At 60.6% G+C, this 24,345-nt stretch carries 22 protein-coding genes; 10 read left to right on the top strand and 12 right to left on the bottom strand.

The features are described from left to right. Positions 1 to 209 precede the first annotated feature (209 nt). Together WAW39_RS11405 and WAW39_RS11400 are read left to right on the top strand one after the other, a co-directional pair. Positions 210 to 1,571 carry a Gfo/Idh/MocA family protein gene (locus WAW39_RS11405; protein ID WP_422318849.1) on the top strand — a complete coding sequence of 454 codons (1,362 nt, stop codon included), beginning with the start codon at positions 210 to 212 and terminating at the stop codon, positions 1,569 to 1,571. Positions 1,572 to 1,749: 178 nt separating this feature from the next. Continuing rightward, positions 1,750 to 2,244, top strand: coding sequence for a YqgE/AlgH family protein (locus WAW39_RS11400; protein ID WP_422318847.1), 495 nt, complete (start codon positions 1,750 to 1,752; stop codon positions 2,242 to 2,244). 2 nt (positions 2,245 to 2,246) lie between these two features. On the opposite strand, the gene WAW39_RS11395 is transcribed toward WAW39_RS11400, so the two are convergent. Genes WAW39_RS11395 through WAW39_RS11385 form a run of 3 tightly spaced genes read right to left on the bottom strand, consistent with a single transcriptional unit; the run spans position 2,247 to position 5,997 of the window. After that, on the bottom strand, positions 2,247 to 5,093 hold the full coding sequence (locus WAW39_RS11395; protein WP_422318845.1) for a hypothetical protein: 2,847 nt from the start codon (positions 5,091 to 5,093) through the stop codon (positions 2,247 to 2,249). After that, positions 5,090 to 5,662: a hypothetical protein gene (locus WAW39_RS11390; RefSeq protein WP_422318843.1), complete on the bottom strand. Its 573-nt coding sequence runs from the start codon at positions 5,660 to 5,662 to the stop codon at positions 5,090 to 5,092. The genes WAW39_RS11395 and WAW39_RS11390 overlap by 4 nt, the downstream gene beginning before the upstream one ends. Before the next feature lie 44 nt (positions 5,663 to 5,706). After that, positions 5,707 to 5,997 (bottom strand): FmdB family zinc ribbon protein, encoded by a 291-nt coding sequence (locus tag WAW39_RS11385; protein WP_422318841.1) that lies wholly within the window; start codon positions 5,995 to 5,997, stop codon positions 5,707 to 5,709. A gap of 161 nt (positions 5,998 to 6,158) precedes the next feature. On the opposite strand from WAW39_RS11385, the gene WAW39_RS11380 reads away from it, so the two are divergent. Then, positions 6,159 to 7,019, top strand: a complete 861-nt coding sequence (locus WAW39_RS11380) for an AraC family transcriptional regulator (protein ID WP_422318839.1) — start codon at positions 6,159 to 6,161, stop codon at positions 7,017 to 7,019. Between the two features lie 212 nt (positions 7,020 to 7,231). On the opposite strand, the gene WAW39_RS11375 is transcribed toward WAW39_RS11380, so the two are convergent. Further along, positions 7,232 to 7,633, bottom strand: coding sequence for a hypothetical protein (locus tag WAW39_RS11375; protein WP_422318837.1), 402 nt, complete (start codon positions 7,631 to 7,633; stop codon positions 7,232 to 7,234). A gap of 63 nt (positions 7,634 to 7,696) precedes the next feature. On the opposite strand from WAW39_RS11375, the gene rlmN reads away from it, so the two are divergent. Continuing rightward, positions 7,697 to 8,824: a 23S rRNA (adenine(2503)-C(2))-methyltransferase RlmN gene (rlmN, locus tag WAW39_RS11370; protein ID WP_422318835.1), complete on the top strand. Its 1,128-nt coding sequence runs from the start codon at positions 7,697 to 7,699 to the stop codon at positions 8,822 to 8,824. Positions 8,825 to 8,833: 9 nt separating this feature from the next. Here the strand turns inward: rlmN and WAW39_RS11365 are convergent, their stop codons facing one another. Both WAW39_RS11365 and WAW39_RS11360 read right to left on the bottom strand, forming a co-directional pair. After that, the gene (locus tag WAW39_RS11365) at positions 8,834 to 9,439 is read right to left on the bottom strand and encodes a cyclic nucleotide-binding domain-containing protein (RefSeq protein ID WP_422318833.1); all 606 of its coding nucleotides are present in this window, start codon (positions 9,437 to 9,439) and stop codon (positions 8,834 to 8,836) included. 54 nt (positions 9,440 to 9,493) lie between these two features. Beyond that, the gene (locus WAW39_RS11360) at positions 9,494 to 10,411 is read right to left on the bottom strand and encodes a leucine-rich repeat domain-containing protein (protein WP_422318831.1); all 918 of its coding nucleotides are present in this window, start codon (positions 10,409 to 10,411) and stop codon (positions 9,494 to 9,496) included. Between the two features lie 83 nt (positions 10,412 to 10,494). Here WAW39_RS11360 and WAW39_RS11355 point away from each other — a divergent pair, with 83 nt between their 5' ends. The 5 genes from WAW39_RS11355 (at position 10,495) to WAW39_RS11335 (ending at position 16,545) form a co-directional block, all read left to right on the top strand. Beyond that, the gene (locus WAW39_RS11355; RefSeq protein ID WP_422318829.1) at positions 10,495 to 11,856 is read left to right on the top strand and encodes a sulfatase; all 1,362 of its coding nucleotides are present in this window, start codon (positions 10,495 to 10,497) and stop codon (positions 11,854 to 11,856) included. Positions 11,857 to 11,893: 37 nt separating this feature from the next. Then, positions 11,894 to 14,140 carry an exo-beta-N-acetylmuramidase NamZ domain-containing protein gene (locus WAW39_RS11350; RefSeq protein ID WP_422318827.1) on the top strand — a complete coding sequence of 749 codons (2,247 nt, stop codon included), beginning with the start codon at positions 11,894 to 11,896 and terminating at the stop codon, positions 14,138 to 14,140. 30 nt (positions 14,141 to 14,170) lie between these two features. Continuing rightward, positions 14,171 to 15,124, top strand: a complete 954-nt coding sequence (locus WAW39_RS11345) for a substrate-binding domain-containing protein (RefSeq protein ID WP_422318825.1) — start codon at positions 14,171 to 14,173, stop codon at positions 15,122 to 15,124. A gap of 16 nt (positions 15,125 to 15,140) precedes the next feature. Further along, entirely contained in the window at positions 15,141 to 15,674 is a 534-nt protein-coding gene (locus WAW39_RS11340) for a hypothetical protein (protein ID WP_422318823.1), read from the top strand. Positions 15,675 to 15,756: 82 nt separating this feature from the next. Further along, a complete protein-coding gene (locus WAW39_RS11335; protein WP_422318821.1) occupies positions 15,757 to 16,545 on the top strand; it encodes a hypothetical protein in 789 nt (262 codons plus the stop codon). A 21-nt stretch (positions 16,546 to 16,566) separates the two neighbouring features. Here the strand turns inward: WAW39_RS11335 and WAW39_RS11330 are convergent, their stop codons facing one another. Then, positions 16,567 to 17,187, bottom strand: coding sequence for a prepilin-type N-terminal cleavage/methylation domain-containing protein (locus tag WAW39_RS11330; protein ID WP_422318819.1), 621 nt, complete (start codon positions 17,185 to 17,187; stop codon positions 16,567 to 16,569). A 92-nt stretch (positions 17,188 to 17,279) separates the two neighbouring features. Here WAW39_RS11330 and WAW39_RS11325 point away from each other — a divergent pair, with 92 nt between their 5' ends. Continuing rightward, the gene (locus WAW39_RS11325) at positions 17,280 to 17,750 is read left to right on the top strand and encodes a transcription elongation factor GreAB (RefSeq protein WP_422318817.1); all 471 of its coding nucleotides are present in this window, start codon (positions 17,280 to 17,282) and stop codon (positions 17,748 to 17,750) included. 252 nt (positions 17,751 to 18,002) lie between these two features. On the opposite strand, the gene WAW39_RS11320 is transcribed toward WAW39_RS11325, so the two are convergent. The 5 genes from WAW39_RS11320 to WAW39_RS11300 all read right to left on the bottom strand — a co-directional run bounded on the left by WAW39_RS11320 (position 18,003) and on the right by WAW39_RS11300 (position 24,299). After that, positions 18,003 to 19,055: a DUF5685 family protein gene (locus WAW39_RS11320; protein WP_422318815.1), complete on the bottom strand. Its 1,053-nt coding sequence runs from the start codon at positions 19,053 to 19,055 to the stop codon at positions 18,003 to 18,005. A 44-nt stretch (positions 19,056 to 19,099) separates the two neighbouring features. Further along, entirely contained in the window at positions 19,100 to 19,705 is a 606-nt protein-coding gene (locus tag WAW39_RS11315) for a fatty acid desaturase CarF family protein (protein WP_422318813.1), read from the bottom strand. A 184-nt stretch (positions 19,706 to 19,889) separates the two neighbouring features. After that, on the bottom strand, positions 19,890 to 20,075 hold the full coding sequence (locus WAW39_RS11310) for a hypothetical protein (RefSeq protein WP_422318811.1): 186 nt from the start codon (positions 20,073 to 20,075) through the stop codon (positions 19,890 to 19,892). A gap of 35 nt (positions 20,076 to 20,110) precedes the next feature. Next, the gene (locus tag WAW39_RS11305; protein WP_422318809.1) at positions 20,111 to 20,758 is read right to left on the bottom strand and encodes a hypothetical protein; all 648 of its coding nucleotides are present in this window, start codon (positions 20,756 to 20,758) and stop codon (positions 20,111 to 20,113) included. Positions 20,759 to 20,783: 25 nt separating this feature from the next. Then, a complete protein-coding gene (locus WAW39_RS11300) occupies positions 20,784 to 24,299 on the bottom strand; it encodes a pyruvate carboxylase (RefSeq protein ID WP_422318807.1) in 3,516 nt (1,171 codons plus the stop codon). Between the last annotated feature and the right edge of the window lie 46 nt (positions 24,300 to 24,345).

The raw sequence follows: 24,345 nt of genomic DNA, 5'->3' as shown, positions 1-24,345 counted from the left end.
CCCAAGTCTCCGCCGAAGAGCGCCAGAGCCGTTTTCAGCGCGCGAAGAAACGCTGAGGTGGCGGGGAAGGGGCGGATGGAAAGCTTGAGTGACTTTGATCCAGATTCTTTTCCAACCGCTCATGGTACTAAACTGCCCTTCTTTGTCTTTGGAGACAAAGAGTCCGTTGTGGCAGCGTAAGTGGGAGTCACTCTAATCCATCGAAGATCATGCCCACCTCTCGCCGCTCCTTCCTCAAGAACTCCACACTTGCTTCCGCCGCTGTCGCCTTTCCGGCCTTCGTCCGTGGTCAGAACCTCAACAGCAAGCTCCAGGTCGCCTGCGTCGGCGTCAATGGCATGGGCTACAGCGACCTGCACAACGTGGGCTCTCATGCCTCAGTAAAGTTCGTCGGCTTCTGCGATGTGGATGCAAATCGCTTCGACAAAGCGGACGCGGAGTTCCCTGGCGTGAAGCATTTCTCCGACTATCGCGAGATGTTCAGCACCCTGGGAGATGGCTTCGATGCCGTCACCGTGGGCATTCCCGATCACATGCACGCCCCGGTGGCCGTGGCTGCCATGCAGAAGGGCAAGCACATCTATTGCCAGAAGCCCCTCGCCCACACCGTCTGGGAGGCACGGCAGATGAAGCTGTGGGCCGAGAAGAAGAATCTCACCACGCAGATGGGCAATCAGATCCACTCCTCCATCGAGTACCGCATGGGCACACGCCTCATCAAGGAAGGCGCAATCGGCAAAATCAAAGAAGTCTATTCATGGGTGGGCGTCACGGGCAACGAGCGCACCCGCATGTTCCAGCCGCCGCCGCCCGCTCAGGCCCCGGCCAATTTGAACTGGGACCTCTGGATCGGCGCGGCTCCGATGCGTGACTACGCACCTGCCTACCATCCCTTCATCTGGCGCGACTGGCAGGACTTCGGCGGCGGCGGCCTCGGCGACTTCGGCTGCCACATCATGGACCCCGTCTTCACCGCGCTCGATCTCACCGCGCCCATCAGCATTCAGGCGAAGAACAGCGGCATCAATAATCAGATCTGGCCCACACACGAGACCATCAACTACGTCTTCCCCGGCACTCAATACACCGCCGGCAAGACGATGAAGCTCACCTGGATGGATGGCGGCCTCAAACCCAGCCACAAGCTCGCGCAGATGCCCGGAGACGTGGATCTCCCCGGCAGCGGTTCCATCTTCATCGGCGAAGGCGGCACCATGGTGCTCGCCCACGTGGCCGGTCCCCGCCTCTACCCGCTCGACAAGTTCACCGGCTTCAAATATCCCAAGGAGGAAGGCCGCAGCCACTGGCACACCTGGGTGGACGCCTGCCTCGCCAGCAAAAAGACCAGCGATGGTTTCCACTACGCCGGCCCGCTCGCGGAAACCGTGCAGCTTGGCAACGTGGCCACACGCCTCGCCATTCCGAAGATCGACCCCATCACGGGCCGCATGGAGGAGGCAAACAAGGTCCTCGAGTGGGACGCCGCCAATCTGAAATTCACCAACGCCCCCGAGGCTGACAAGCTGCTCACGAAAACCTACCGCAAGGGTTTCGAAGTGGCCGCTGCGTAAGCATCCGGATGCTCTGATCTCAACAGACGCGCGCTGAACTTAAAATTCAGCGCGCGTTTTTTTTGATGGCAATTGAGTGACTGGCGTAGTTATTGCGTCAGACATCGATATGAATTCGGAACACACCAACGAATCATCGTCTTCCCTCAGTGGAAGCCTCCTGCTCGCCTCACCGGCCATGCGTGACTCCAACTTTGCCCGCTCCGTGGTCTTCATGGCGGCGCACAACGCGAAGGACGGCGCCTTTGGCTACATCCTGAACCGGCCGCTGGAGCAATGCGTCGCTGATCTCCTGCCAGATCAGGATCTAGGCCCGCTCGGTGAGGTTCCCGTCTTCATGGGCGGCCCGGTTTCCACCGACAAGCTCGCCTTTGCCGCGCTGCACTGGAACAAGCGCCGCCGCACCCTGCGCTGCCAGACACACCTGTCAGTGACAGATGCCCTGCATGCGCTCAGCCTCGGTCATGACGTGCGCGGCTTCGTCGGCTACTCCGGCTGGAGCGGCGGACAGCTGGAAAGCGAGCTCGAAGTCCGTTCCTGGATCACCACCACCGCACGTCCGCTCGTGCTCACCGTCGAAAAACCGACGCAGATGTGGTCCGCTATTCTCAAGGACATGGGGCCGGTCTACAAGGTGATGGCCGGCATGCCTGAAGATGTGAGCCTGAACTGAGCCTACTTCGTAAACTCCTTGTCGATCGCATCCAGATACTTCGAGATCGGATCGGTGCGGACGGGGAGTTCTTTCTTGATGGTGGCGGGCAGATTCAGGAAGTCGTCAAACTTGCCGGAAAGGCGACCGCTTTCACTGGCTTCAAACCAGTCAAGGTAGTCGCGCACAGCGATGGACTTCTGATACGCGACGAGCGCAAATTCATGCAGCGCGGCGAGGCGCTTGTCCATGTCCTTGGTTCTCCCGGCTTCAATGTCATGCACTGCCACCAGATAGCCTCGAATCACAGGACGGAACAGGATGCTGACACGCAGCTCCAGGGCACGCAGTGAGGCGGTGTTGTAGGCCAGTATTTTGGCGCGATCCGGGTGCTTGAGGATGTGCTGGTACTCTTCCAGCGGCAAACTCACAGGCACCAGCGTGGTCGAGGCGTCAGCGTTGGCTGCGGCCACGACTTTCATCTGTTCGGGCGGCAGGGGTCTGGCGTTTGGATTGCTGGTCTGCGGTTTGTCCGCAGGATTGGCGGATGATTTGGAGGCCGGTTTGGAATTGGGGTTCGTCGTGCGCGGCTTGCTGCTTTTCTTGACGGGTGGTCTGTCCTCCTCCGTTTTCGGGGCAGGCGCTTCCTCTTTGGGGGCTTCTTCGGCCTTGGGCTTGCGCTTGCGGAAATCAAACAGCGGCTCCGCAGTCGGACGCGCGGCGGCAGGTGCCAGCATTTGCCACGCATCCGCCATCATGGGCGAGATCAGACGAGCGACCTCCAAAGTGTCCGGCGGTGTGAGAAATGCCTCCTTCTCCTTGGCGGGAGTCTCTTCTTTCTTCTCCTCAGTTTTTTTGCCGCCACGGAACCAGTTCATGGGATTGAGCTTGGTGGGCTTCTTCTCCTCCTTCGGCTCTTCCTTGGCTTCCGGTTCTTTTTTGGCAGGCACCTTCGGTTTTTCGATGGCGGCCGCTTTCTCTTTTTCAGCCGTCTTTTTATCTGCAGGCGCGCTCACAGCCGGTTTGTCCTCAGGCTTCTTCTCGTCACTGCCGGCACCGAAAAGGCGCCCCATGAAGCCAGGCTTCTTCTCCTCTTCTGCCTTCGTCTCCTTTTCGACAGCAGCAGGAGATTCAGCCGGCTTCGCAGCGACCTTGGCTGTGCTTTCTTTGACGCTTGGTTCATCCGGCGTCTTCTTTTCATCACCGCCAGCACCGAAGAGACGGCCCATGAAACCGGGCTTCTTTTCCTCCTCCGCCTTCTTCTCTTTTTCGTCTGAGGCAGGAGTTTCAGCCGCTTTGGCAGCCACCTTGGCTGTGGTCTCCTTCACGCTTGGCTCATCCTGCGTCTTCTTATCGTCACTGCCCGCACCAAAGAGACGGCCCATGAAACCCGGTTTCTTTTCCTCCTCTGCTGGCGGCATTTTCTCGTCAGCCGTCTTGGCCGGTTTGTCACCATCCTTGGCTTCGCTTTCTTTTTCTTTGGCATCTCCCAGGAAAAGCATGCGCCGGAGGAAGCTGCGTTTCGCTTTGGGATCTTCCTCTCCCGGCTCGTCCTTGGCTTCGGCGGTGGCTTCTTTGGTCTTGGGCTTGGCCGGCGCCGCAGCCGTGTGGGGCTCCGGATGGGATTCGCCGGCCGGGATGACTGCCAAGGGTGCCGGGATGACAAACGGGTGCAGCTTCACATTCTTCGGGACGGCGGAGGGAAGTGCTTCGTAGTGAATGGTGATCGCTTCCTCAATGGCCTTGAGACTCTCAGACGCAGTGAGGGGTTCGCCGACACCGGGATTGGCCAGCGAGGCAAGCTGGAGCGACCACCACTTGTTCAGGCTTGAGGCCGAGGCGGCAAAATTTGGAAAGGCGGCGCTGAGCAGCTCACGTTCGGAGCGTGGGTCGCTCGCGAGGGAATTGAGAAACTTGTTCAGGCTCTGGGGTCCGCTGGGCTGATCCACGAGCGCCAGCACCAGGGCACAGCAGGAGGTCTCGTAAATCGTGCGGGACAGGTTGTCCATCTCCACCGGAGAAGCTTCGATGATCTCCTCGATGCCATAGATCTTGCCGCTGCGGAACAGCGTCGCAAACATCGCGCTGGGCGTTGGGCTGGCACGGAAGTCCAGCGCGTGCAGCACGCCGGTCATGATCCAGTCAGGCAGCAGCAGACGCTCCTTTGGCGTCTCGATCTTCTGGTGATTGCGCAGAATGCGCTCGGCCAGCAGCGCACGCACCAGCTCCTTGCGCAGATCCTCCGCTTTGAGACCAGGCCCTTCATTGATCGTCACCTGCAGGTGAAAGCCGCCGAAGCTAAGCTCGGAAATGGTGGTGCTGATCGGCGGTCCTTTTGATTTCGCCGCCTCCTCACCCGTGTTCAGCAGCACGACGATCGGCAGCACCCACGGCTCCTTGTCATTGAGCACCTTGCGCACTTCCTGGGAAACTTCCTCACAGCGCGTGGACATCGCGCTGCGAGTCTCAAACACTTTCCCATGCACGATGAACTGTCGGCTCGTGCTGGTGGAACTGGTGACGGGGAGCTTGTCCGCAGGAGTCCCCACCCGCGGCACTTCTTTGACCGCAGGCTTTTGGGTGACGGCTTCCAGCACCTGCATTTTGCTGGCGGAATTATCAGATGCCGCCGGAGCTGCGGGTGTCTCCGCCGCAGGCTTGGCAGGAACTCCATTCTGCAACTGGCCTGGCTGGGGCGGGGCCGGCGCCGGCGCCACAGCAGTCTTCGGTGCCTCAATGGCAGCCGCAGCTTCCTTTTGCGCCTGCGTGAGCGGTGGTGCCGGAGGTGCGGGTGTCTGACCCACCGCAAGCAGTGTGGCGCAGGCATACGAGAGCACGCTCGCAAGGACGGATGGGAAACGGCGGTTCATGCGGGAGGGAAACGGGGATCGAGCACGAGCTTGTCCTTGGCGATGGTGATCTGGGTCATTTGAAACAAGGCTCGAATTTCCGGGTCCAGCGCCTCAGCCAGCGCCTCCAGGGACGGGTAGAGCGGCCGCATCATGCCACGTGGCATTTGCAGATGGCCGTAAGCACCACGCAGCACCTCCACGCGAAAGTTTTTATCGTCACGACTGATGGCAAGATCCACGCTCGCCGTGTGGGTGTAGCCCTTGAGCTTCCAGATGACGAACAAGCGGGCTCTGTCAGGTTCCAGATCAATTCGTGCGCCTTCAAAACTGACCCAGCTGCCAAGCATGCTCGGGATTTTCCCTGACAGCGTCGTGGCCAGATGCCGGTTGATTTCAGCCTCGCTGATCTCCACCACCGCTGCACGTTTGATCGTCGTCTGGCGCAGGCTGTCCAGCAGGTCATCCGTCTTGGCATTGCTTGGCGCGGCGACATTGGGCAGATCGGCCGGTCGGTAAGCCACCCAGGTGGCTCCGGCCAGCAGGCTGATCCCAAGCAGCCGCAAAGTCTGAAACAGGTGGCGAATCACGGCGGCAGGGGTGGGGGGTAAATGCGGGCTCAGGTCTAGGCGCCCTAGGTCTTGGCAGGTGCCGGCGGAGTGGCCGCCGGAGCCGGTGTCGAACTCGTGGAGGCTGAGGCGCTTTCAGAATCTTTCTTCGCCGCCGCTTTGTACGAATCACTGCGGTAGTCCGTGATGTAAAAGCCGTTGCCTTTGAAGATGAAACCTGAGCCCAGTCCAATCAGGCGCTTCACCGGACCTGGGCAGCCCTCTTTCGGGCAGTCCGTGAGATGCGGATCCTTCATCGACTGTTTGGCCTCAAACTTGTGGCCGCACGTCTGGCATTCGTAATCGTAAGTGGGCATGGTGTGTGGGTAAGTGCGTGCGCGGGGGTAATTAAGTGCGCAGCGGGGGATTAAGTATGCCGCTTTGCACCCTCTGCTGCAAAAGGATTTTCCCCCTCCGTGGGGTTCCGGACGCAATTCAATGCTCGACACCCGCGTGCTGCTGAATGTATTATCCGGCCATGGCTACGCTGTTCCAAGAAACCGTCTTCATGACGAATCTTTATGCCACACCCGCCGACTGGCAGCGTGATTTGTTCTATTCCGTGGTGCGTGCGGGCCATTTGAAGGCGGGTTTCGAGCACCGCATCGAGCGTGAAACCTACCCCGGTCATGAGCTGATCCTCTGCCTCAGAGGCTGCGGCTGGGTTCAGATCGCAGGCAAACGGCATGCCGTCGGACCCGGTGCGCTGCTATGGGTGAACTGCCATCACCCGCACATCTACGGTGCCGCAAAAAAAGATCCGTGGGAGCTCTACTGGATGCGCATCGAGGGCAGATCCCTGGACCGCATCGCCGAACTCCTGCAAGTGCGCTCGCAGCCCGTTCTCGAAGGCATCAATGAGCAGGCGGTGAAGCAGGAGTTTGAGCGCGCCTTCCAGTACATGAGCGGCACCCGCCCCAGCGATGCCGCTCTCGCCAGCGCCGCCGTCGCCTCCATCATCGGCCTCGCATTCCACGTGCGCCTCTCGGAGCCGGGCCTCGTTCAGCCCGAGCTCCCCTCCGCCGTCTCCAAGGCGCTGGAGCGCATGCGCCTCTACTTCCATCTGCCCATGCGCGTGATCGAGCTCGCCCAGCTCAGCGGCATGAGCGAAAGCCACTTCAGCCGCCAGTTCAAATCGGCCATCGGCACCAGCCCCATCGACTGGCTACGGCGTGAGCGCATCAATCAGGCCAAGCGCCGCCTCATTGAATCCGACGATCCCGTCAAAGAAATCGCCCGCCAGGTCGGCTACCACGATCAGTTCTTCTTCTCCAAGGACTTCAAGAAAATGACCAAGCTCACCCCCACGCAGTTCCGTGAGCAGGAAAAGCAGCCCTAGCAACTTCTCCGTTCTGAGTACGTAGTTCGGGCTTTAGCCCGTTCTGGAAGCCTCCGCATCTTCCCAAAACCTAAAACCGCCCTGCGCACGTATTGTAGTCCCGGCTTTAGCCGGAATCTGGAAGCTTGGTTCGAGCAAACAGCTTCCAAAGAACCTCTCCTTTCACTCTCCGGTCCCCAATCCAGCCCCCAGGTTCAGTCGCTCCACACCGCCTAACCCACCAGCGCCTTCTGCTTCACTCGCTGCTCCACCCACGCATGCGTGCGGCGGAAAATAAAGTCCAGCAGCAGCGCCAGCATCGCGCCTGCAAACGCCCCGCCGATGCCGCCATACACGGCGATCATCCAGCTCTCATCCACATGCTCCAGCACTGACCGGCCCACCCAGGCAGTGACCGCTCCGGCGGGAATGCCCGCCAGAATGCCGCACTGCAGCAGCAGCGCCCGCACCGCGGTGGCAGGCCGCTTCGTGAGAAAGCCCAGCGCCACAGAACTGGACACCACCCCCAGCATTGCCAGCCCCGCTGCAATCGCGCAGGCAAACAAACCAATGCCGATGCCCGCGCCGACAAGGACGACCATGACGAGCAGCATGATGAGGCCGGGGATTCCCATGGCAGCAGCATCAAACCCAAATCTCGAATTTCAAATGCTCATTTCATCGCCACTGTTGCACACATGACCACCCCCCCCGCACCCCAGGGACTCCTCGGCATGAAGCCGGAGGAGATCGCTGCCGTGTTCGCAGAGCTGGGCCAGCCCGCCTTCCGTGCCAAACAGCTCGTCGAGTGGGTCTTCGCCAAACGCGCCGCCACCTTCGAGGAGATGACCAATCTCCCCAAAGCCACCCGCGAAGCCCTCGCCACCCGCTTCGTCACGCGCACGATGACCATCGCCAAAGTCGCTGGCTCCAGCGACACCACGCGCAAATTCCTCCTCAAGCTCCACGACGGCCGCTACGTCGAAACCGTGCTCATCCCGGCCAATCCCGCCCTCTACGGCGGCAGTTCGGATCGCCGCACCCTCTGCGTCTCCAGCCAGGTCGGCTGTGCCTACGACTGCAAATTCTGCGCCAGCGGTCTTGCCGGTTTCGCGCGCAATCTGACCGCCGCCGAAATCGTCGAGCAGATCGTGCAGGTGGAGGCCTATGCCGGAGAGCGCGTGGACAATCTCGTTTTCATGGGCATGGGCGAGCCCCTCGCCAATTACTCGAACGTCACCAAGGCCATCGAGATCCTGAATGCCGAATGGGGCATCGGCATCGGCGCACGCCACATGACCGTCAGCACCAGCGGCCTCGCCCCGCAGATCAAAAAGCTCGCCGATTTCCCCCTGCAGATCCGCCTCGCCATCTCGCTGCATGGCGCCACCGATGAAGTGCGTGAGAAAATCATGCCCGTGAACCGCAAGCACAATCTCGGTGAGCTCTTTGAAGCCCTCGATTACTGGAATCAGAAGCGGAAGCAGTTCCTCACCTTCGAGTTCATCCTCATCGCCGACGTGAACGACAGCCTCCAGCAGGCCCACGCCCTCGCCAAACGCGCCCGCAGTGCCAATGCCAAGGTCAATCTGATCCCCTACAACACCGTCGATGGCCTGGACTGGGTGCGCCCCAGCGAAGCCACCCAGGATGCCTTCCTCGCAGTGCTCACGAATGCTGGCGTCACCGCCACCCTCCGCCGTGAAAAGGGCCACGACATCGCCGCCGCCTGCGGTCAGCTCCGGCTGAAACAGGAAACCGAACTCGGCATCATCGAATCCCCCATCCCCGCCAAACGCATCACGATTGGCGGCGGTGCGGAATGATCCGACGGACTACCTCACCCGCGCCGGCTTCCTCACCACCTTGGCAGGGGCGCGTTTCACCGGTCGCTTAAGCTTTGGCGCACTTGCCGGTTTGGCAGCCGCTGGTTTCGCGCCAGCCTTGGCTTCCTTCAGCTCGCGCAGTTCCTTCTCGACCTCGGCCAGACGGCGCGAAGTGGCCTCCAGCTTGCGCACAACTAGACGCGCGACGAATTCATACAGCGCCGCATGGAAATCCGGGTCTTCCTCGCGCGGATGGATGTCCTGCAGGAATTTCTGGTCCACCGCCAGACACACCGCCTTCGTGGAGGCGATGACGGACGCGAGACGCTTGTCGTGGTTCACGAGCGCCAGCTCGCCGAAAACTTCCCCAATGCGGGTGATGGCAGCCACTTTCTTGGTGCCGACCCGCACCTCCAGCTCACCGCTGAGCAGGACGTAGATGCGGGAGTCGATGCTTCCCTCCTTGATGATGTGATCGCCCGGCTCGCATTGCAGCAGGCTGCTCGAGTTCAGCACATCATCAAGCTGGTCATCGCTAAAACTGGCGAGGGCAGGCACCGCGCGCAAAGGCGACGGGCTGTTTTTCTCGTCATGGATGTAAGCAAACTCTTTCATGGAATTCGCCCGGATTCTGTCAGGAGGAAGGCGGGGGGGAAAGATAAATTTTGGTCATTTTCCGCCACTCTTCACCGCCGCATCATACGCGGGCCAGAAGCTGGCGGGAGGCATCAGGTCCTTGCCGCCGTCGTCAAAGCGCGTCCCGATTTCCTGCAGCGGCAGTGATTTCGCCACCTCAATACCCGCCGTGATGTTCGCCGGAGTAAACACAAGACGCGTGAGCTTCATGCCCTTCAGCGGCGTCAAATCCGTCACCGGTGTCTCGGCAATGTGCAGACGCTGCAGCGCCGTGCCGGTCAGTGGGGAGAGATCCTTCACCTTGGTGCGGTGCAGCGTCACACTCACCAGCGGCACCGTTTTCAGCGCGCTGATGTCCGCCACCGGGCAGTCCGTCAGCCACAGCATCTGGATCGGGCATTTGGCTATGCCCGAGATGTCACCAATCGGGCAGCCCACTGCGTTCAGCTCCACCAGCGGCATGTTTTCCAGCGCCGCCAGATTTTCCACCGGCGTGCGGCTCAGGTACAGTTTTTCCAGCGGCATGCCACGGATCGGCGAAAGGTCCCGCACCTTCGTGTCTTCAAGATAAAGCTCCACCAGCTTCTTTCCCTTCATCGGCCGCAGGTCGGTGATCGGCGTCTCGCTCAGATCCAGCGCCAGCGGTTCGATGTGTTCGAGAAACTTCACGTTCTCAATCTTCGCCCCACGCAGGCTCAGCGCCACCACGTTCCCGCCTTCGATGTTGAACTGCCCGTTCCCCGCATACCCCGGATTGTGAAACTTGATCTCCGTATGCATCATCTCCTGCGTCCAGTACACCTTCTTCGGCGCATCCTTGGCCGGAGCCGGGGCGGCAGTCGTCGCCGCCGCAGGCTTTTCCGCCACGGGCTTCGCCGCAGACGCAGGTTTCTTGGGCTCATCACCACACTGGGTCAGAAGGAGAGGAAGGAGGAGCAGGCTGGGCTTCATGCCATGGGCATGCCGGAATTCCGTGTGTGATGCAAGCCTGAAGTGAAACAAGAGCTGCAAACCCTCGTTTACCGCGCCTCACCATGCGCCCGCTCCTTGTCCTCGCCACCCTGCTGCTCAACGCATCCGCCTTCGCCGTCAAACCCAACGTGCTCCTCATCATCGCGGATGATCTCGGCTACCACGACCTCGGTTTCCAAGGCTCCAAGGAGATCCCCACCCCAAACCTCGACAAGCTGGCCGCACAAAGTCTCGTCTGCACCAATGGCTACGTGTCGCATCCGTTTTGCAGTCCCACCCGGGCGGGCATCATGACGGGCCGCTACCAGCAGCGCTTCGGGCATGAAAACAATCCCGCCTGGCTGCCGCAGGACACCGTGGCAGGCCTGCCGCTGACGGAAACAACCTATCCGCAGCTCATGCAAAAAGCGGGCTACACCACGGGTGCCGTGGGCAAGTGGCACCTCGGCGCGCATCCGCAGTTTCACCCAAACAAACGCGGCTTTGACGAATACTTCGGCGCTCTCGGCGGCGGGCACATGTACTTCCCGGGCACCAGCGGCGGCGCGGAATACAACATCCCGCTGAACCGCAATGGCAAGGATGAGGCCCAGACCAAATACCTCACCGAGCAGTTCGGCGATGAAGCCTCTTCGTTTGTGGAACGTCACGCCGCTGAAGCCAAGCCATGGATGCTCTACCTGGCCTTCAACGCCCCCCACACACCACTCCAGGCTCCGCAGAAGTGGCTGGACAAGTTTTCCCAGATCACGGACAAAAACCGCCAGACCTACGCGGCGATGGTGTGCGCCATGGATGAAGCCGTCGGCGGCGTGCTGTCCAAACTCGACGCCACCAAGCAGCGCGAGAACACACTGATCTACTTCGTCAGTGACAACGGCGGCCCCAATCTGCAGGGAAAGAGCGGCTCCAATTTCACCAATAACTCCCCGCTGCGTGGTGCCAAGGGCATGGTCTACGAAGGCGGCATGCGCGTACCCTTCTTCGTGAGCTGGCCCGCCAAAATCAAACCGGGCAAATACGACCAGCCCGTCATCGCACTCGATTTCCTGCCCACCTCACTCGCCGCCGCAGACTCGTCTGACTTGACCCCGAAGAATCTGGATGGCGTCAATCTGCTGCCCTTCCTCAGCGGTGAAAAAACCAGCGCCCCTCATGACACCCTCTTCTGGCGCACCGGCGGCCCCGGCGGCAACAACGCCATACGTCGCGGCAGTATGAAACTCGTGCGCCTCGGCAAAGCAGATCCCGAGCTCTACGATCTCGCCACCGACATCGGCGAATCCAAGAACCTCGCCGCTGAAAAGCCCGAGGTGGTGAAAGAGCTCGTCTCCGCCATTGCCGGATGGGAGAAAGGCACCATCGCCCCCATCTTTGAAAGCCCGAAGGCTGGCAAACCTGCCGCGAAGAAGAAAAAGAAATAGGCTGCCACATGGCGTTTCTGGCAGGATGAGTTTCTTCATGCTGCGCTCGCTCACTTTTCTTCTTCTCTGCTCCTTCGCGCACGCGGATGAGTTCGACTCACTGCGTGCCGTGGTCAGCAAAGCCGTGGCCAAAGGCAATCCACCCGGGGCCGTGCTCTGGTTCGAGAGCGGTGACAAAAAGATGACAATGGTCGAAGGCCAGCGCGCGCTTGTCCCCGAGAAGGAGCCCATGACCGAGGACACCGTCTTTGACGCCGCATCACTGACCAAGGTGGTGGCCACGCTGCCAAGTGTGCTGATCCTCATGGAGCAGGGAAAGATCGAGCTGGAGGCCGAAGTGCGGCGCTACCTTCCAGGATTTCGCAGCGGCATCACCGTGCGTCATCTCCTCACCCACACCTCCGGCCTGAAAGCCGGCCTTCCCAAAGAGCCCGAATGGACCGGTTACACCGCAGGCATCGCCCTTGCCATCGCATCAGAACCAGAAGGCCCTCCCGACCGCTTCTTCCGCTACTCCGACATCAACTTCATCCTCCTCGGCGAGATCGTTCGGCGCGTGAGCGGCATGGGCTTGAACGAGTTCGCCGACAAGCACGTGTTCGCGCCACTGCACATGGACTCCACACGCTTCCTCCCACCGGAGGATTGGCGGCCACGCATCGCACCCACCGAGAAAGATGAGACCGGCATCATGCTTCGCGGCGTGGTGCATGACCCCACCTCACGCAAAATGGGCGGCGTCACCGGCCACGCAGGCCTCTTCACCACCGCCGGCGATCTGGCGAAGTACGCGCGCATGATTCTCGCGGGCGGTGCCGGCATATTGAAACCGGAGACGGTCAAACTCATGACGACCCCGCAGACCATCGCCACAGTCTTCGAACGCCGCGGCCTCGGCTGGGACATCGATTCCACCTTCAGCAGGCCCCGTGGCAAAGTGTTTCCCATCGGCTCCTTTGGCCACACAGGATTCACCGGCACAAGTTTATGGATTGATCCCACATCGAAGACCTTCGTCATCTTCATGAGCTCACGCCTCCACCCCCATGGCAAAGGCAGCGTGCGTGATTTGTATGAAGAGATCGGCACAGCGGCTGCCAAATGCGCAAATCTCATCCCCTCAAATGGCCCCCCATGGCCGCGCGCCGAAACGGAAGTGCCCACCGTGTTGAACGGCATCGACGTACTTACCCGGCGCAAGTTCGCCGACCTGCACGGCCTCCGCATCGGCCTCATCACCAATCAAACCGGCATCGATGCCCAGCGCCACAGCACCATTGATCTTCTGGCCAATGCCCCCGGCGTGAAATTGAAAAAACTCTTCAGCCCCGAGCACGGCATTCGCGGTGAACTCGATCAGGAAAAAATCAGCAACTCCACCGACAAGAAAACCGGCCTCCCCGTGCTGAGCTTGTTCGGCGAGCAGCGCGCCCCCACGCAGGAACAACTCGCAGACATCGACGCCCTGGTCTTCGACATCCAGGACATCGGCTGCCGCTTTTACACCTACATCGGCACCATGCGTCTTTGCATGGAGGCAGCGGCCAAGGCAAAAAAGACGTTCTATGTTCTGGACCGCGTCAATCCCATCGGCGGCATCCAAGTCGAAGGCCCCGCCGTCATCGATGCCGAGAAACCCACCGCCACGCACGCCATCCCGCTCCGCCACGGCATGACCGCCGGCGAACTCGCGGCCATGATGAACACCGAGCGCAGCATCGGCTGCGACTTGAAAGTGATCCCCGTCGAAGGCTGGCAGCGCCACATGCGCTTTGATCACACCGGCCTGCCCTGGATCAATCCCTCGCCCAACATGCGTTCATTGAGCGCCGCTCTGCTTTATCCAGGCATCGGCCTCCTCGAGTTCAGCATCACCGTCGGGCGCGGCACCGACACCCCGTTCGAAGTCCTCGGCGCACCCTACGTGGATGATCTGAGCCTGTCCTATGAGCTGAACAAGCTCGGCCTCACCGGCGTGCAGTTCACCCCCATACGCTTCACGCCCACCGCCAGCATCTTCAAAGGTGCTGCCTGTGGCGGCGTGCGCATGTCGATCACAGATCGCGCCGCCTTGAATTCAGTCGAAGTAGGCATCGCCATCGCCAGCACATTGCAACGGCTGTATCCAAAAGAGTTCAAGCTGTCGCTGGTGGACACCCTCCTCAATCGTACCGCCAGCGTGAAGGCCCTGCGCGGTGGCGATGCATGGAAAAAAGTCGTGGCAGACTGGTCTGCGGAGACACAGGCATTTGAGGAAAGGCGGCGGACTTTTCTCCGCTATTGATGGAGAAGACGAGCTCGTGTTAGCATACCCATGATGAAACTCCGCCACATCCTTCTGGCCTCCACCCTCCTGCTTGCCGCATGCGGCAAGACTTCGGATCAGCATGCGGAATCCAAAGGCACCATCGCCGTGTCCCTGCTCTCCTTGCAAAATCCCTTTTTCAAAGTGATCGGCGACAGCATCATCGCCGAGGCTAAGAAGAACGGCTATGACACGCTCGTGGTCAGCGCAGACGGCGACGTGGCGCGCCAGAGCAACCAGATCAAAGACTTCATCGTGAAAGATGTCGCCGCCATCGTGCTAAGCCCTACGGACTCGAAGGCGATTGTAACTGTGATCCAGGAAGCCAACGCCGCCGCCATTCCCGTCTTCACCGTGGATGTGCCCTGCAACGAGCCCGGCGTGAAAATCGCCACCCAGGTGGCCACCGACAACTTCGGCGGCGGCAAAATGGCGGCAGAGGCCATGATCGAAGCGCTGCAAGGGCAGGGGGGGAAGATCGGCGTGCTCGACATGAAGCAGGTGGAGTCCTGCATCCTGCGCGTCAAAGGCTTCAAGGAAGTTCTGGCCGCTCACAACGCCACGGCGGCAAGAAAAATCGAGATCGTGAGCGAGCTCGACTGCCACGGCGCCAATGACAAAGGCTACAAAGCCACCGAAGACATGCTGCAGGCGCAGCCAGACCTCGTCGGCATCTTTGCCATCAATGACCCCGGCGCACTCGGCGCACGCGGAGCCATTGAGAAGGCGGGCCGCACGGACAAGGTCGTCATCATCGGTTTCGACGGCCAGCCCGAAGGCAAGCAGGCGATCAAGGAAGGCAAGATCTACGCCGACCCCATTCAGTTCCCGGACAAGATGGGTGCCGAAGTCGTGCGCGCCTTCATGCGCTACTCGAAAGGTGAAGAACTTCCTCCTCAGATGCTCATTCCGACAAGTCTTTATCGCAAAGCCGATGGCGCGGCGGATGCTTCGCTGAAATGATCCCATGCTCACTCTCATGAACCCGCTCACCGCCCTCGCCCTGCTGGCGCTTGCCACCTCCGTCGTCTCTGCCGCGGATCCAAAACCCGAGTCCGAATTCACCACCACCGACCCCAAGAAGGTTAAAATCCTCGAAGACTCGTCACGCGAAAAAGATCCCGAGATCGATCACTTCAGGCATCTCTGCCCCGGTCTTGGCGGCTATCAGGTCATCCATGAAGGCGGCGATCTTCGTAGCTGGATCAATCTGATCTACGACGGCAGCAAGACCGACCTCATGAACGACACCCTCACCGCCTGCCCCGGCCAGTTCCCGGCCAAGGCGAACAACGTCGTGCAATGGCGCGGCTTCCGCAAAGGCGGCTCCTTTGCCCCTTACGCCATCATCTATCGCATGATGTCCAGCGCCGATGACGAAAAGCAGACGCGCCTTGAAACGTTCGTCATCATCAAACTCGACAAGGACAAATCATCCGTCGTCGGCCATGTGCCCGCGAAGGAGGGCAATGAAAAAGCCGAGATGCTCGCGGACAAGCTCTGCAAGCCATGAGCAAACACACATGAAGGCAGGCTCATCCATTCATTGGTCCCGACGCACCTGGCTGCTGGCAGCTCTCGCTGCTTGCTGCTGCTTGCCGGCGAAAGCCGCCGACGAGCTGCCGCAAGTGCGCATCCTCTTTCTCGGCAACAGCTACACCGCGTTCAATCTCCTTCCCGGCATGGTGGGAGAGCTCATGCTCTCCTCCCAAATGCTGGCACCGCACATCGGCAGCAGTCTTCAGGGCAACTACACCCTTGAGCGCCACACCACCAATGCGGAGGGCATGGAATTGCTGAAAAAAGGCGCTGACGACGGCAAGCCCTGGGATGTCGTCGTCGTGCAGGAGCACAGCGTCGTCTCCGCCGCCGCCGCCGTGGATGCAGATGCCAGAATGCTCATGGAAAACGGCCTCGCCAAGCTCGTCAAAGCCGCCCACGAATTGAACCCCAAAGTGCTGGTCGTCGTCTTTCAGGTATGGGCCCGGCACGAAAAGCTCTGGAAGGAAAAATCCGCCGATGCCCTCGCCACCGGCAACAATCCTGAGCAGGCCCTGGCCCGCATCCACGTCGCCAATGCGAACGCCGTGAAGGCAGCGCAGGAAAAAATTCCGGGCGCACAAATCATCGTCAGCCCCGTGGGAGATTTCTGGTGGCGCGTGCATGATCTCTATCCCGCGCTCTCGCTCTACGCCGAAGACGGCACACATCCCGATCTGCTCGGCACCCTGCTCAGCGCCTACGTCATTCTCGGCAGCATCGGCGGGCGCGAGGTTCTCGAACAATCCTCATGGCTGCCGCCAGACTGTCCCGCAGTTCAGGCAGCACGCGTGAAGAAAATGGTGCTGGATCACCCCGAAGTATTCAAGGCGGCTGGCAAATAGCCCCTCGCAGCAGTGGCCGGCTCATTTAGGCCGCCAGGAAGTGACGTCATCACTCGTGCCTGGGATCTGATCCTTGCCGCTGCTATAGACAGCCACCTTGGCGACAACATGCGCCGCCTGTCCCGTCGAGATTTTGGGGTCGGTATTGCTGACATCAGGATTCTTCACCTGATTGTCACCGTTTGTATCCATCAGGATGTGATAAGGCTGGCCGTACATGTCAGCGAGCTTGTAGGGGCGTGCGGCTCCTACCAAGCCATGGCGGCCATTGTTCGCAGGGGGAAATGATGCAAACGGCGTGCGTTTGGGATTCAGATCCACCGCGCCGCCCGACGCCGGAGGGATGCCCATGAGAGTATCCACCAGCGAATTGTTGCCATCGGTCAGCACTTCGGCTGCGTCCTCTCCGTTGGCACCTTGGGCAGTGACCTGAATGGGCCAGCGGCCGTAGTCGATCTGGAACTGCTCGATGCCATTCTTGAGATCCACCAGCACCGCTCGCACTTTCAGGCGATTGGCTTGGTCGATGGCATAGCTGATTCCCGCAGCTGTCATGCTCGCAAGGATCGCGATGATGGTGATCGTAATGAGCAGTTCGATCAGGGTGAACGCTCTCGTAGCAAGCTGCCGGTGCGTTTTCATATTCAGAGTTTACCTGAAATGCCATTGGCAGGTCAATACTGCTTTTTTCACCCTTGATCCCCCTCTGGAAACAGCGCACGGCTTGACTCCCCGTGAACAAACCAGCCGTCCTCGATCAAATTCTCTCCGTGCTCAATGCCGAACTCGCCGCACTCACCCGCGCCGCGCAGGGTGCCTTCGCCGCCGCCACGGACCCGGACAGCAAGGCGGAAAACAAGTACGACACCCGCACCCTGGAAGCCTCCTACGTCGCCCGTGGTCAGGCCCAGCGCGTGGCGGAGCTGCAAGAAGCCGTGCGCGCCTTCGGCGCCTTGTCTGGCAACACCCTGGATTCAACTGCCGCCGTCACCCTCGGAGCCCTCGTGACCTTGGAGACCCCCGGCGAAAAAACACACTACTTCCTCGGCCCATTCGCAGGCGGGACGGAGATTGTGCATGCAGGCCAGGAAGTCGTCGTCATCACCCCCGCATCCGCCTTGGGTCAAAAACTCATCGCCAAGCGGGCAGGGGACACCATCGCACTGCGCCCCGGCCTTTCCGCAAAGGTGATCGCAGTGGCCTGATCACGGCGAATCGAGCCCGTTATGCAGAATGCGACTGCACGTCCCTCAAAGCGTCGCACTGCATGGGGTCTGAAGGACCCACGGAGTCAGCCCAGGGCGCTGGAGCGCAGCGACAAGCCCTGGGTCACATGAGCCAATGCCCGGCGTTTCTTCAGGAAGCGCCCTGAATGGGCGCGGGAACAGGTGCTTTCGCCCCATCATCTCACTGTTCATGCTTCTTCTGGAGGTTTGCCAAATCAAGGACGGCCTGCGCTAGCAGTCACAGCCGCAGCATCCACATCCGTCGCCGTCGCAGGGATTGCAGTCGATCATGGAGCTCCCGCCGGTGCTCGATCCAGGACGGCAGCAGCGCACCACGTCACAGCATTCACAGCAGTTGCACCCATCGCATTTGTCCCAGCAGGAGCGTTTGCGCTCGGTGCCTTCAATGGGCGACTGCACATGCTTCGTGCCTTTCTCTCCTTTTCCCGCCACCTGCGCCACTCGCGCTTCCGCACCTACGATCAGCACCGCCCTCAGCAGGTCGCGATGACGCCGCAGCGGCAGGGCATCAAACGCACGCCGCAGGCTGGCCAGTGCTTGCTCAAGCGCAGGCAGCAACGCGGCACGCCGCCCCGCGAGATCAGGAAACGCATGCAGCGGGTTGAACTGTCCACGCTTCTTGTCCCGCGCCCAATCCTCCCACGCATCCTGCGCGTAGATGAGAAAGCCCAGGCTCTCACCGAGTTGATGCAGCAGAGGCTTGGCCTCCGGTGTTCCCGACACCTGCGCGAGGTGTCCCACGATTTCACCATACGCCGCACACGTCGGCCCGGCGCATGCGTCGAGGCTCGCTGAGGGATGCTCGATGTCACTTTGTCCGGCCATCCAGCCGCGAACATCGTGCACAGGAAAACGCATCGCATGCAGCAGGCCCAGCGCATCGCCGATGGGCCTGTCGAGCGCACTCGATCCCGCACGCGCCGCATGGCGTCGCCACCCCCGCTCATCCTGCGCTTCGTCGTCCAGCTTCGCGCTCAGGCCGCAAATCGTCACAGCGGCGGCATATTGCAGCACCGGGCTGTCCGCCACCAGATCACGCGGCGTTGCGAATGCATTGCAGCAGGTAGTCTTGCACAGCTCCGGCGGCGCTTCCGCCAGGGCGGAGCCCAGCAGCGTCAGAAAAGCGCTGTCCCTGTTCACCAGCCAGCGCGCCCACGCGCCATAGTGTCGGTGCAAACTCGTGCCGAGACCGCAAAAGTGCGCTCGATACAAAGACGCCGCCTTCTGGCAGCACATCGTGGGACCCGGGAGATGGCCGAACATCGCCGAAGATGGCGCAAACACCTCCGGCGACGAGTGATTTTCTCTTACCCCGCACGCCGCATCTCCGCGATCCATTCCGGTGGAATGCCCTGCCCGGGCACCGAGCTGTCCGGCTGGCGTTTCAGCCCCACCGTGTGCTCCAGCACCCACTCCAGCCCCTCCCAGAAATGCAGTGCATCCAGCACCGGGTTCAGCGCATTCGTCACCGGGCAGTAATGCACCTCCTTCGGATTCGTGTGGTGCACCGTATGGTGCTGCGGCGTCTGCAAAATGCGCAGGTCCTGAAGCATCGAGATGAAGCGCCCGTTTTCCCGCCGCGTCCGGTGCGACCACTTGTGCACCTCGTTCGCATTCCCACCCACCACAGCAAAGAGCCACACATGCCACGTCAGGCAGCCCAGCCACGCCGCCGCGATGATCAGCACCCCCATCGCCACCAGCAGCTCCTTGTTGCTCTCCCACCATGTGTTCCGCGTCATGCGCCGCGGCAGATGATGATGCACAATGTTCGGTCGCCCGATCCAGCGCCCCAGCCACGGCGTATCTTCGCGGATGTAAGCATCCTCCATCCAATGGACAAAACCGGCGGCAAAATCCGCAGCAAGCACCACGCCTGCCGCCTGTAGAGAGAGTGAGATAAGGTCATTCATGACCCCCCATCACTTGCCCACAAAAGCACGCCTCAGGACATTGATACTCTTGAAGCTTCGATTGAGGAGATCAATGATCTATATCACTGATCTTCACGCAGATCTCACTCGCAGTTCCCGCACTCGGTAATGAAATGGTGGCGAACACCTCCATGGCTTCGAGGGTGGGCAGTCATGTGCCCAATCAGGATGCCCTGGCAGTTCGTTTGGCAGGCTTCCTCGGCTTCCGAGGGAGGGGCTTGGCAATAAAGAAGCTGTTCTTGTTGCCGAGAACACCAGGAAAGTCGCCTTCAGCTTTGACGAGCTCCTTGAGGTGCTTGGTGAGGCGTTTCATTTCCGCCGGCGTCAGTTCAGAGAAGGGCTTTTGCATGGTGCCAAACTAATTCAGACCGATTTTGGGTTCAACTATGGTTTTGGGAAGGATTGGAGACGCCTGGCGAAACGGGCGATCTCGCGCTTTTCGATGGCAAAGTGGTCCTCCACGAGCTTGCCGAGCTGGCGCTGATAGAAGGGTGCTGAGTCGAGTGTGGCCTCGCCCCAGACACGTTTGCAACCCAGTTGTCGAGCGAGCAGGCAGATGGCCTGAAGTATCTGGAGGCCCACGGTCTTGATGCCGACCAACTTCCCGCAGATGTCCGGATGCACGAATAGGAAATCAATCATGAGATGGTGGCACCAAGTGCGGCGAACCATCGCCGCTCCCAAGATGCCTGGAAACCAGTCCGCAGTGATTTTGAGATGGAAACAATACTCGCCGTGCTGGTCCGCAGTGATCAGCTGAAGCAGCGCTTCAAGACTGGCAGCGAAGGTGCGGGTGTCCCGATAATGACGCCAGCGCTTCGCCGCGAGTTTGGCAAATTCGCACGCATCCGCTGCACGGGCGCGCATGGACATGTTGGCCCTCAACCGAGGCGAAACGCGCCATCTTTTGACACATTGCACGTCAGCATCGCTGGCGAAGCTCATGAACACCTCGGCCGGCAGGTCTTCCCGCATGACCGCGAAGCGAACCGGCATGAAGAATGAGTCTGCGGCTGGAGCTTTGGCGCTCATGTCAATGGGATGCGCATTGACGAATTCACTTCACCAGCCTCACCATCAAATCCTTGCTCTCCACACTCTCACTGATCTTCACGCAGATCTCCTTCACAGTCCCCGCAATCGGTGACGAAACCGCCGCAAACATCTTCATGGCCTCCAGCGTCAGGAGGGTCTCCCCTTCCTTCACCTTCTGCCCCACGCTCACCGCAATGCTCGCCACCATCCCCGGCATCGGCGCGCCCACCTGAGTCGGGTCCGCAGGATCTGCCTTGGTCTTCGTCACAGCATTCTTCGCCAGCGACTTGTTGGTCACCGTCGTATGGCGTGGGTAGCCGTTCAGCTCAAAGATCGCCGTCTGCTGACCCGCAGCATCCGCCTCGGTCATGTTGAGCAGGCGCACAAAGAGCGTCTTGCCTGCTTCCAGGCTGATGTGGATCTCCTCCTTGTCCTGCAGGCCGTAGTAATAGGCCGGCGTTGGCAGGGCGGACACGTCGCCGTAGGTCTTGCGGAATTCAGCAAACTTCAGGAACACATCCGGATACATGAGGTAGCTCCACACGTCGTCTTCAGTCGGCTCCTTCTTCAGCTTGCCCTTGAGCTCGGCTCGCACGTCCTCCAGCTTGATCTTCGCAGCATGCGTGCCCGGGCGGCCTTTGATCCGCTTGCCGCCTTTGCCCACGATGGCATCGGCCAGCGCATTCCACTTCTTGCGTGAATCCGCCGCCTTGGCCGACTCCATGCCGTAGAACGGTTCGCCCAGCCAGCCTTCAAACATGCTGGTCACGTCCTTGCTCCACTTGGTGCCTTGCAGATTGATGATGTCCGTGGGCTTCACGCCACGCGCCACGCACTCGATGGCCAGGTCGCCCACGACCTTGCTCGATGGCGTCACCTTGACGATGTCACCGCATAGCTGGTTCACTTCCGCATACGCATGCGCGATCTCCGGCCAGCGTGGCCCCAGGCCCATGCCGATGGCCTGCTCCTTGAGATTCGTGTACTGGCCGCCGGGCATCTCGTGCAGGTAGACTTCCGCCGTGCCGTAAGGTTCGGAGGTGTCGAAAGGCTTGTAGAAACTGCGCACCGCAGCCCAGTAGTCGCTGAATTCCTGCAGCGCCTCGACGTCCAGTCCGGTGTCACGCGGCGTGTTCTGCATGGCAGCCACAATGGAGTTCAGGTTCGGCTGCGAAGTGCCGCCAGACATGGATGCAATGGCCGCATCCACCACATCGACACCCGCCGTGGCGGCTTCGATGATGCTCGCGGCGTTCAGCCCGCTGGTGTCATGCGTGTGGAAGTGAATCGGGATGCCCACTTCATCCTTCAGCGCCTTCACCAGCTTCTTCGCGGCAAACGGGCGGACGAGTCCGGCCATGTCCTTGATGCACAGCATGTGCGCGCCCATCTTTTCCAGCTCCTTCGCCAGGCGGACGTAGTACTTCAGGTCATACTTGTCGCGCTTCGGATCCAGGATGTCGCCCGTGTAGCACAGCGTGCCTTCACAGATGGAGTTCGTGTCCTCGCGCACCGCATCCATCGCCGCCTTCAGGTTCGGCAGGTAGTTCAGCGAATCAAAGATGCGGAAGATGTCCATGCCGTTCTCGGCGGCATGTTTGATGAAGCCCTTCACCACGTTGTCCGGGTAGTTCGTGTACCCCACGGCATTCGAGCCGCGGAAGAGCATCTGCAAAAGGATGTTCGGCACCTTCGCGCGGATGTCGCGCAGGCGCTCCCACGGATCTTCGCGCAGGAAGCGCATCGTCACGTCAAAGGTCGCGCCACCCCACATTTCGAGCGAGAACAGGTTCGGCGTGCGCCGTGCCACGCTGTCCGCCACGGCCAGCATGTCAAAGGTGCGCATGCGCGTCGCCAGCAGCGACTGGTGCGCATCACGCATCGTCGTGTCGGTGATCAGCAGCTTCTTCTGCTTCGCAATCCAGTCGTTGCAGAACTTCTCCGGCCCCATCTCCGTGAGCAGCTGCTTTGTACCCTTCGCCGGCGCGATGCGGTGGTCAAACTTCGGCGTTGGCGGTGCGGTGAAGGCCTTGTTGACCTTGTGCCCTTTCGCGAACGGATTCCCGTTCACAATCGTGTCAGCCAGGTAGTTGAGCAGCTTCGAGGCGCGGTCCTTGCGCGCCACAAACTTGAGCAGGTCAGGATTGTTGTCGATGAAGCGCGTCGTGGCCTGCCCCGCCATGAATTCGGGGTGATGCACCACATTCATGAGGAATGGGATGTTCGTCTTCACGCCACGGATGCGGAACTCGCGCAGACCGCGGTCCATGCGGTCCAGCGACTGCTGGTAGGTGCGGGCATAGACCGTCATCTTCACCAGCATCGAGTCATAATACGGCGTGATGACCGCGTTCGTCGCGCCCAGCGCGCCATCCAGACGAATGCCAAAGCCACCCGCGCTGCGGTAGGTCAAAATCTTGCCAAAGTCCGGCGTGAAGCCGTTTTCAGGATCTTCCGTCGTGATGCGGCACTGGATCGCAAAGCCGCTCTTCTCGATCTTGTCCTGCGGCGGCAAGGCCAGCGGCTCCTGATGCACCTGATAGCCCTGCGCGATGAGGATCTGGCTGCGCACAATGTCGATGCCCGTGATCTCCTCCGTCACCGTGTGCTCCACCTGGATGCGCGGATTCATCTCAATGAAGAACCATTCGCCCGTTTCATGATCCACCAGGAATTCCACCGTTCCCGCGTGCGTGTAGTTCACCGCATGCGCCAGCTTCACGGCAGCATCGCACAAGCCATCAATGATCTCCTGCTTGATGCCGTAGCTCGGCGCCTGCTCGATCACCTTCTGATGCCGGCGCTGCACGGAGCAGTCGCGTTCATGCAGATGCAGCACGTTGCCATGCTTGTCGGCCAGGATCTGCACTTCGATGTGCTTCGCCTTGCCCACAAATCGTTCGAGGAACACCGCCCCGTTGCCGAAGGCACGTTCCGCTTCCGTCTGCGCCTCATCCAGCAGCTTTTCCAGGTCCTTGGACTCGCGCACGATGCGCATGCCACGCCCGCCACCACCAAAAGCCGCCTTGATGATCAGCGGAAAGCCGATTTTCTTCGCGGCCGCCAGCGCTTCCTTGCGGTCGCTCACCGGCTCATCGGTCCCTTCGAGAATCGGCACCCTCAGCTTGCGGGCCACATTGCGGGCCGCCGTCTTGTCGCCCATCATGTCGAGAATCTTCGCCTCAGGCCCGATGAAGATGATCCCGGCGTCTTCGCACGCCTGGGAGAACTTCGGGTTCTCAGACAGGAAGCCATAGCCGGGATGGATCGCGTCCACGCCCTTCTCCTTCGCCAGAGTCACGATGCCTTCGATGTCCAGGTACGCTCCCAGCGGCCCCTTGTCCTTGTTCAGCTCATAGGCCTCGTCCGCCTTGAAGCGGTGCGGGCAGAAGCGGTCTTCCTGCGCATAAATCCCCACCGTTTTCAGCCCCAGTTCAGTGGCCGCACGCATGACGCGGATGGCGATTTCAGAGCGGTTCGCGACCATCAGCTTCTTGATAGGGCGGATCGTGGTGGGGGCAGGGGTCTTCTTGGACATGGGGTGGGTTGGGAAATGCGGGCGCATAGTCTCGCGAAATCGTGGG

Source organism: Prosthecobacter sp. (genome assembly GCF_049294395.1).
In the GTDB taxonomy this organism is placed as follows: domain Bacteria; phylum Verrucomicrobiota; class Verrucomicrobiia; order Verrucomicrobiales; family Verrucomicrobiaceae; genus Prosthecobacter.
Note: the sequence above shows the minus strand (reverse complement) of the source record. Positions and strands in the feature narration are given on the sequence as shown.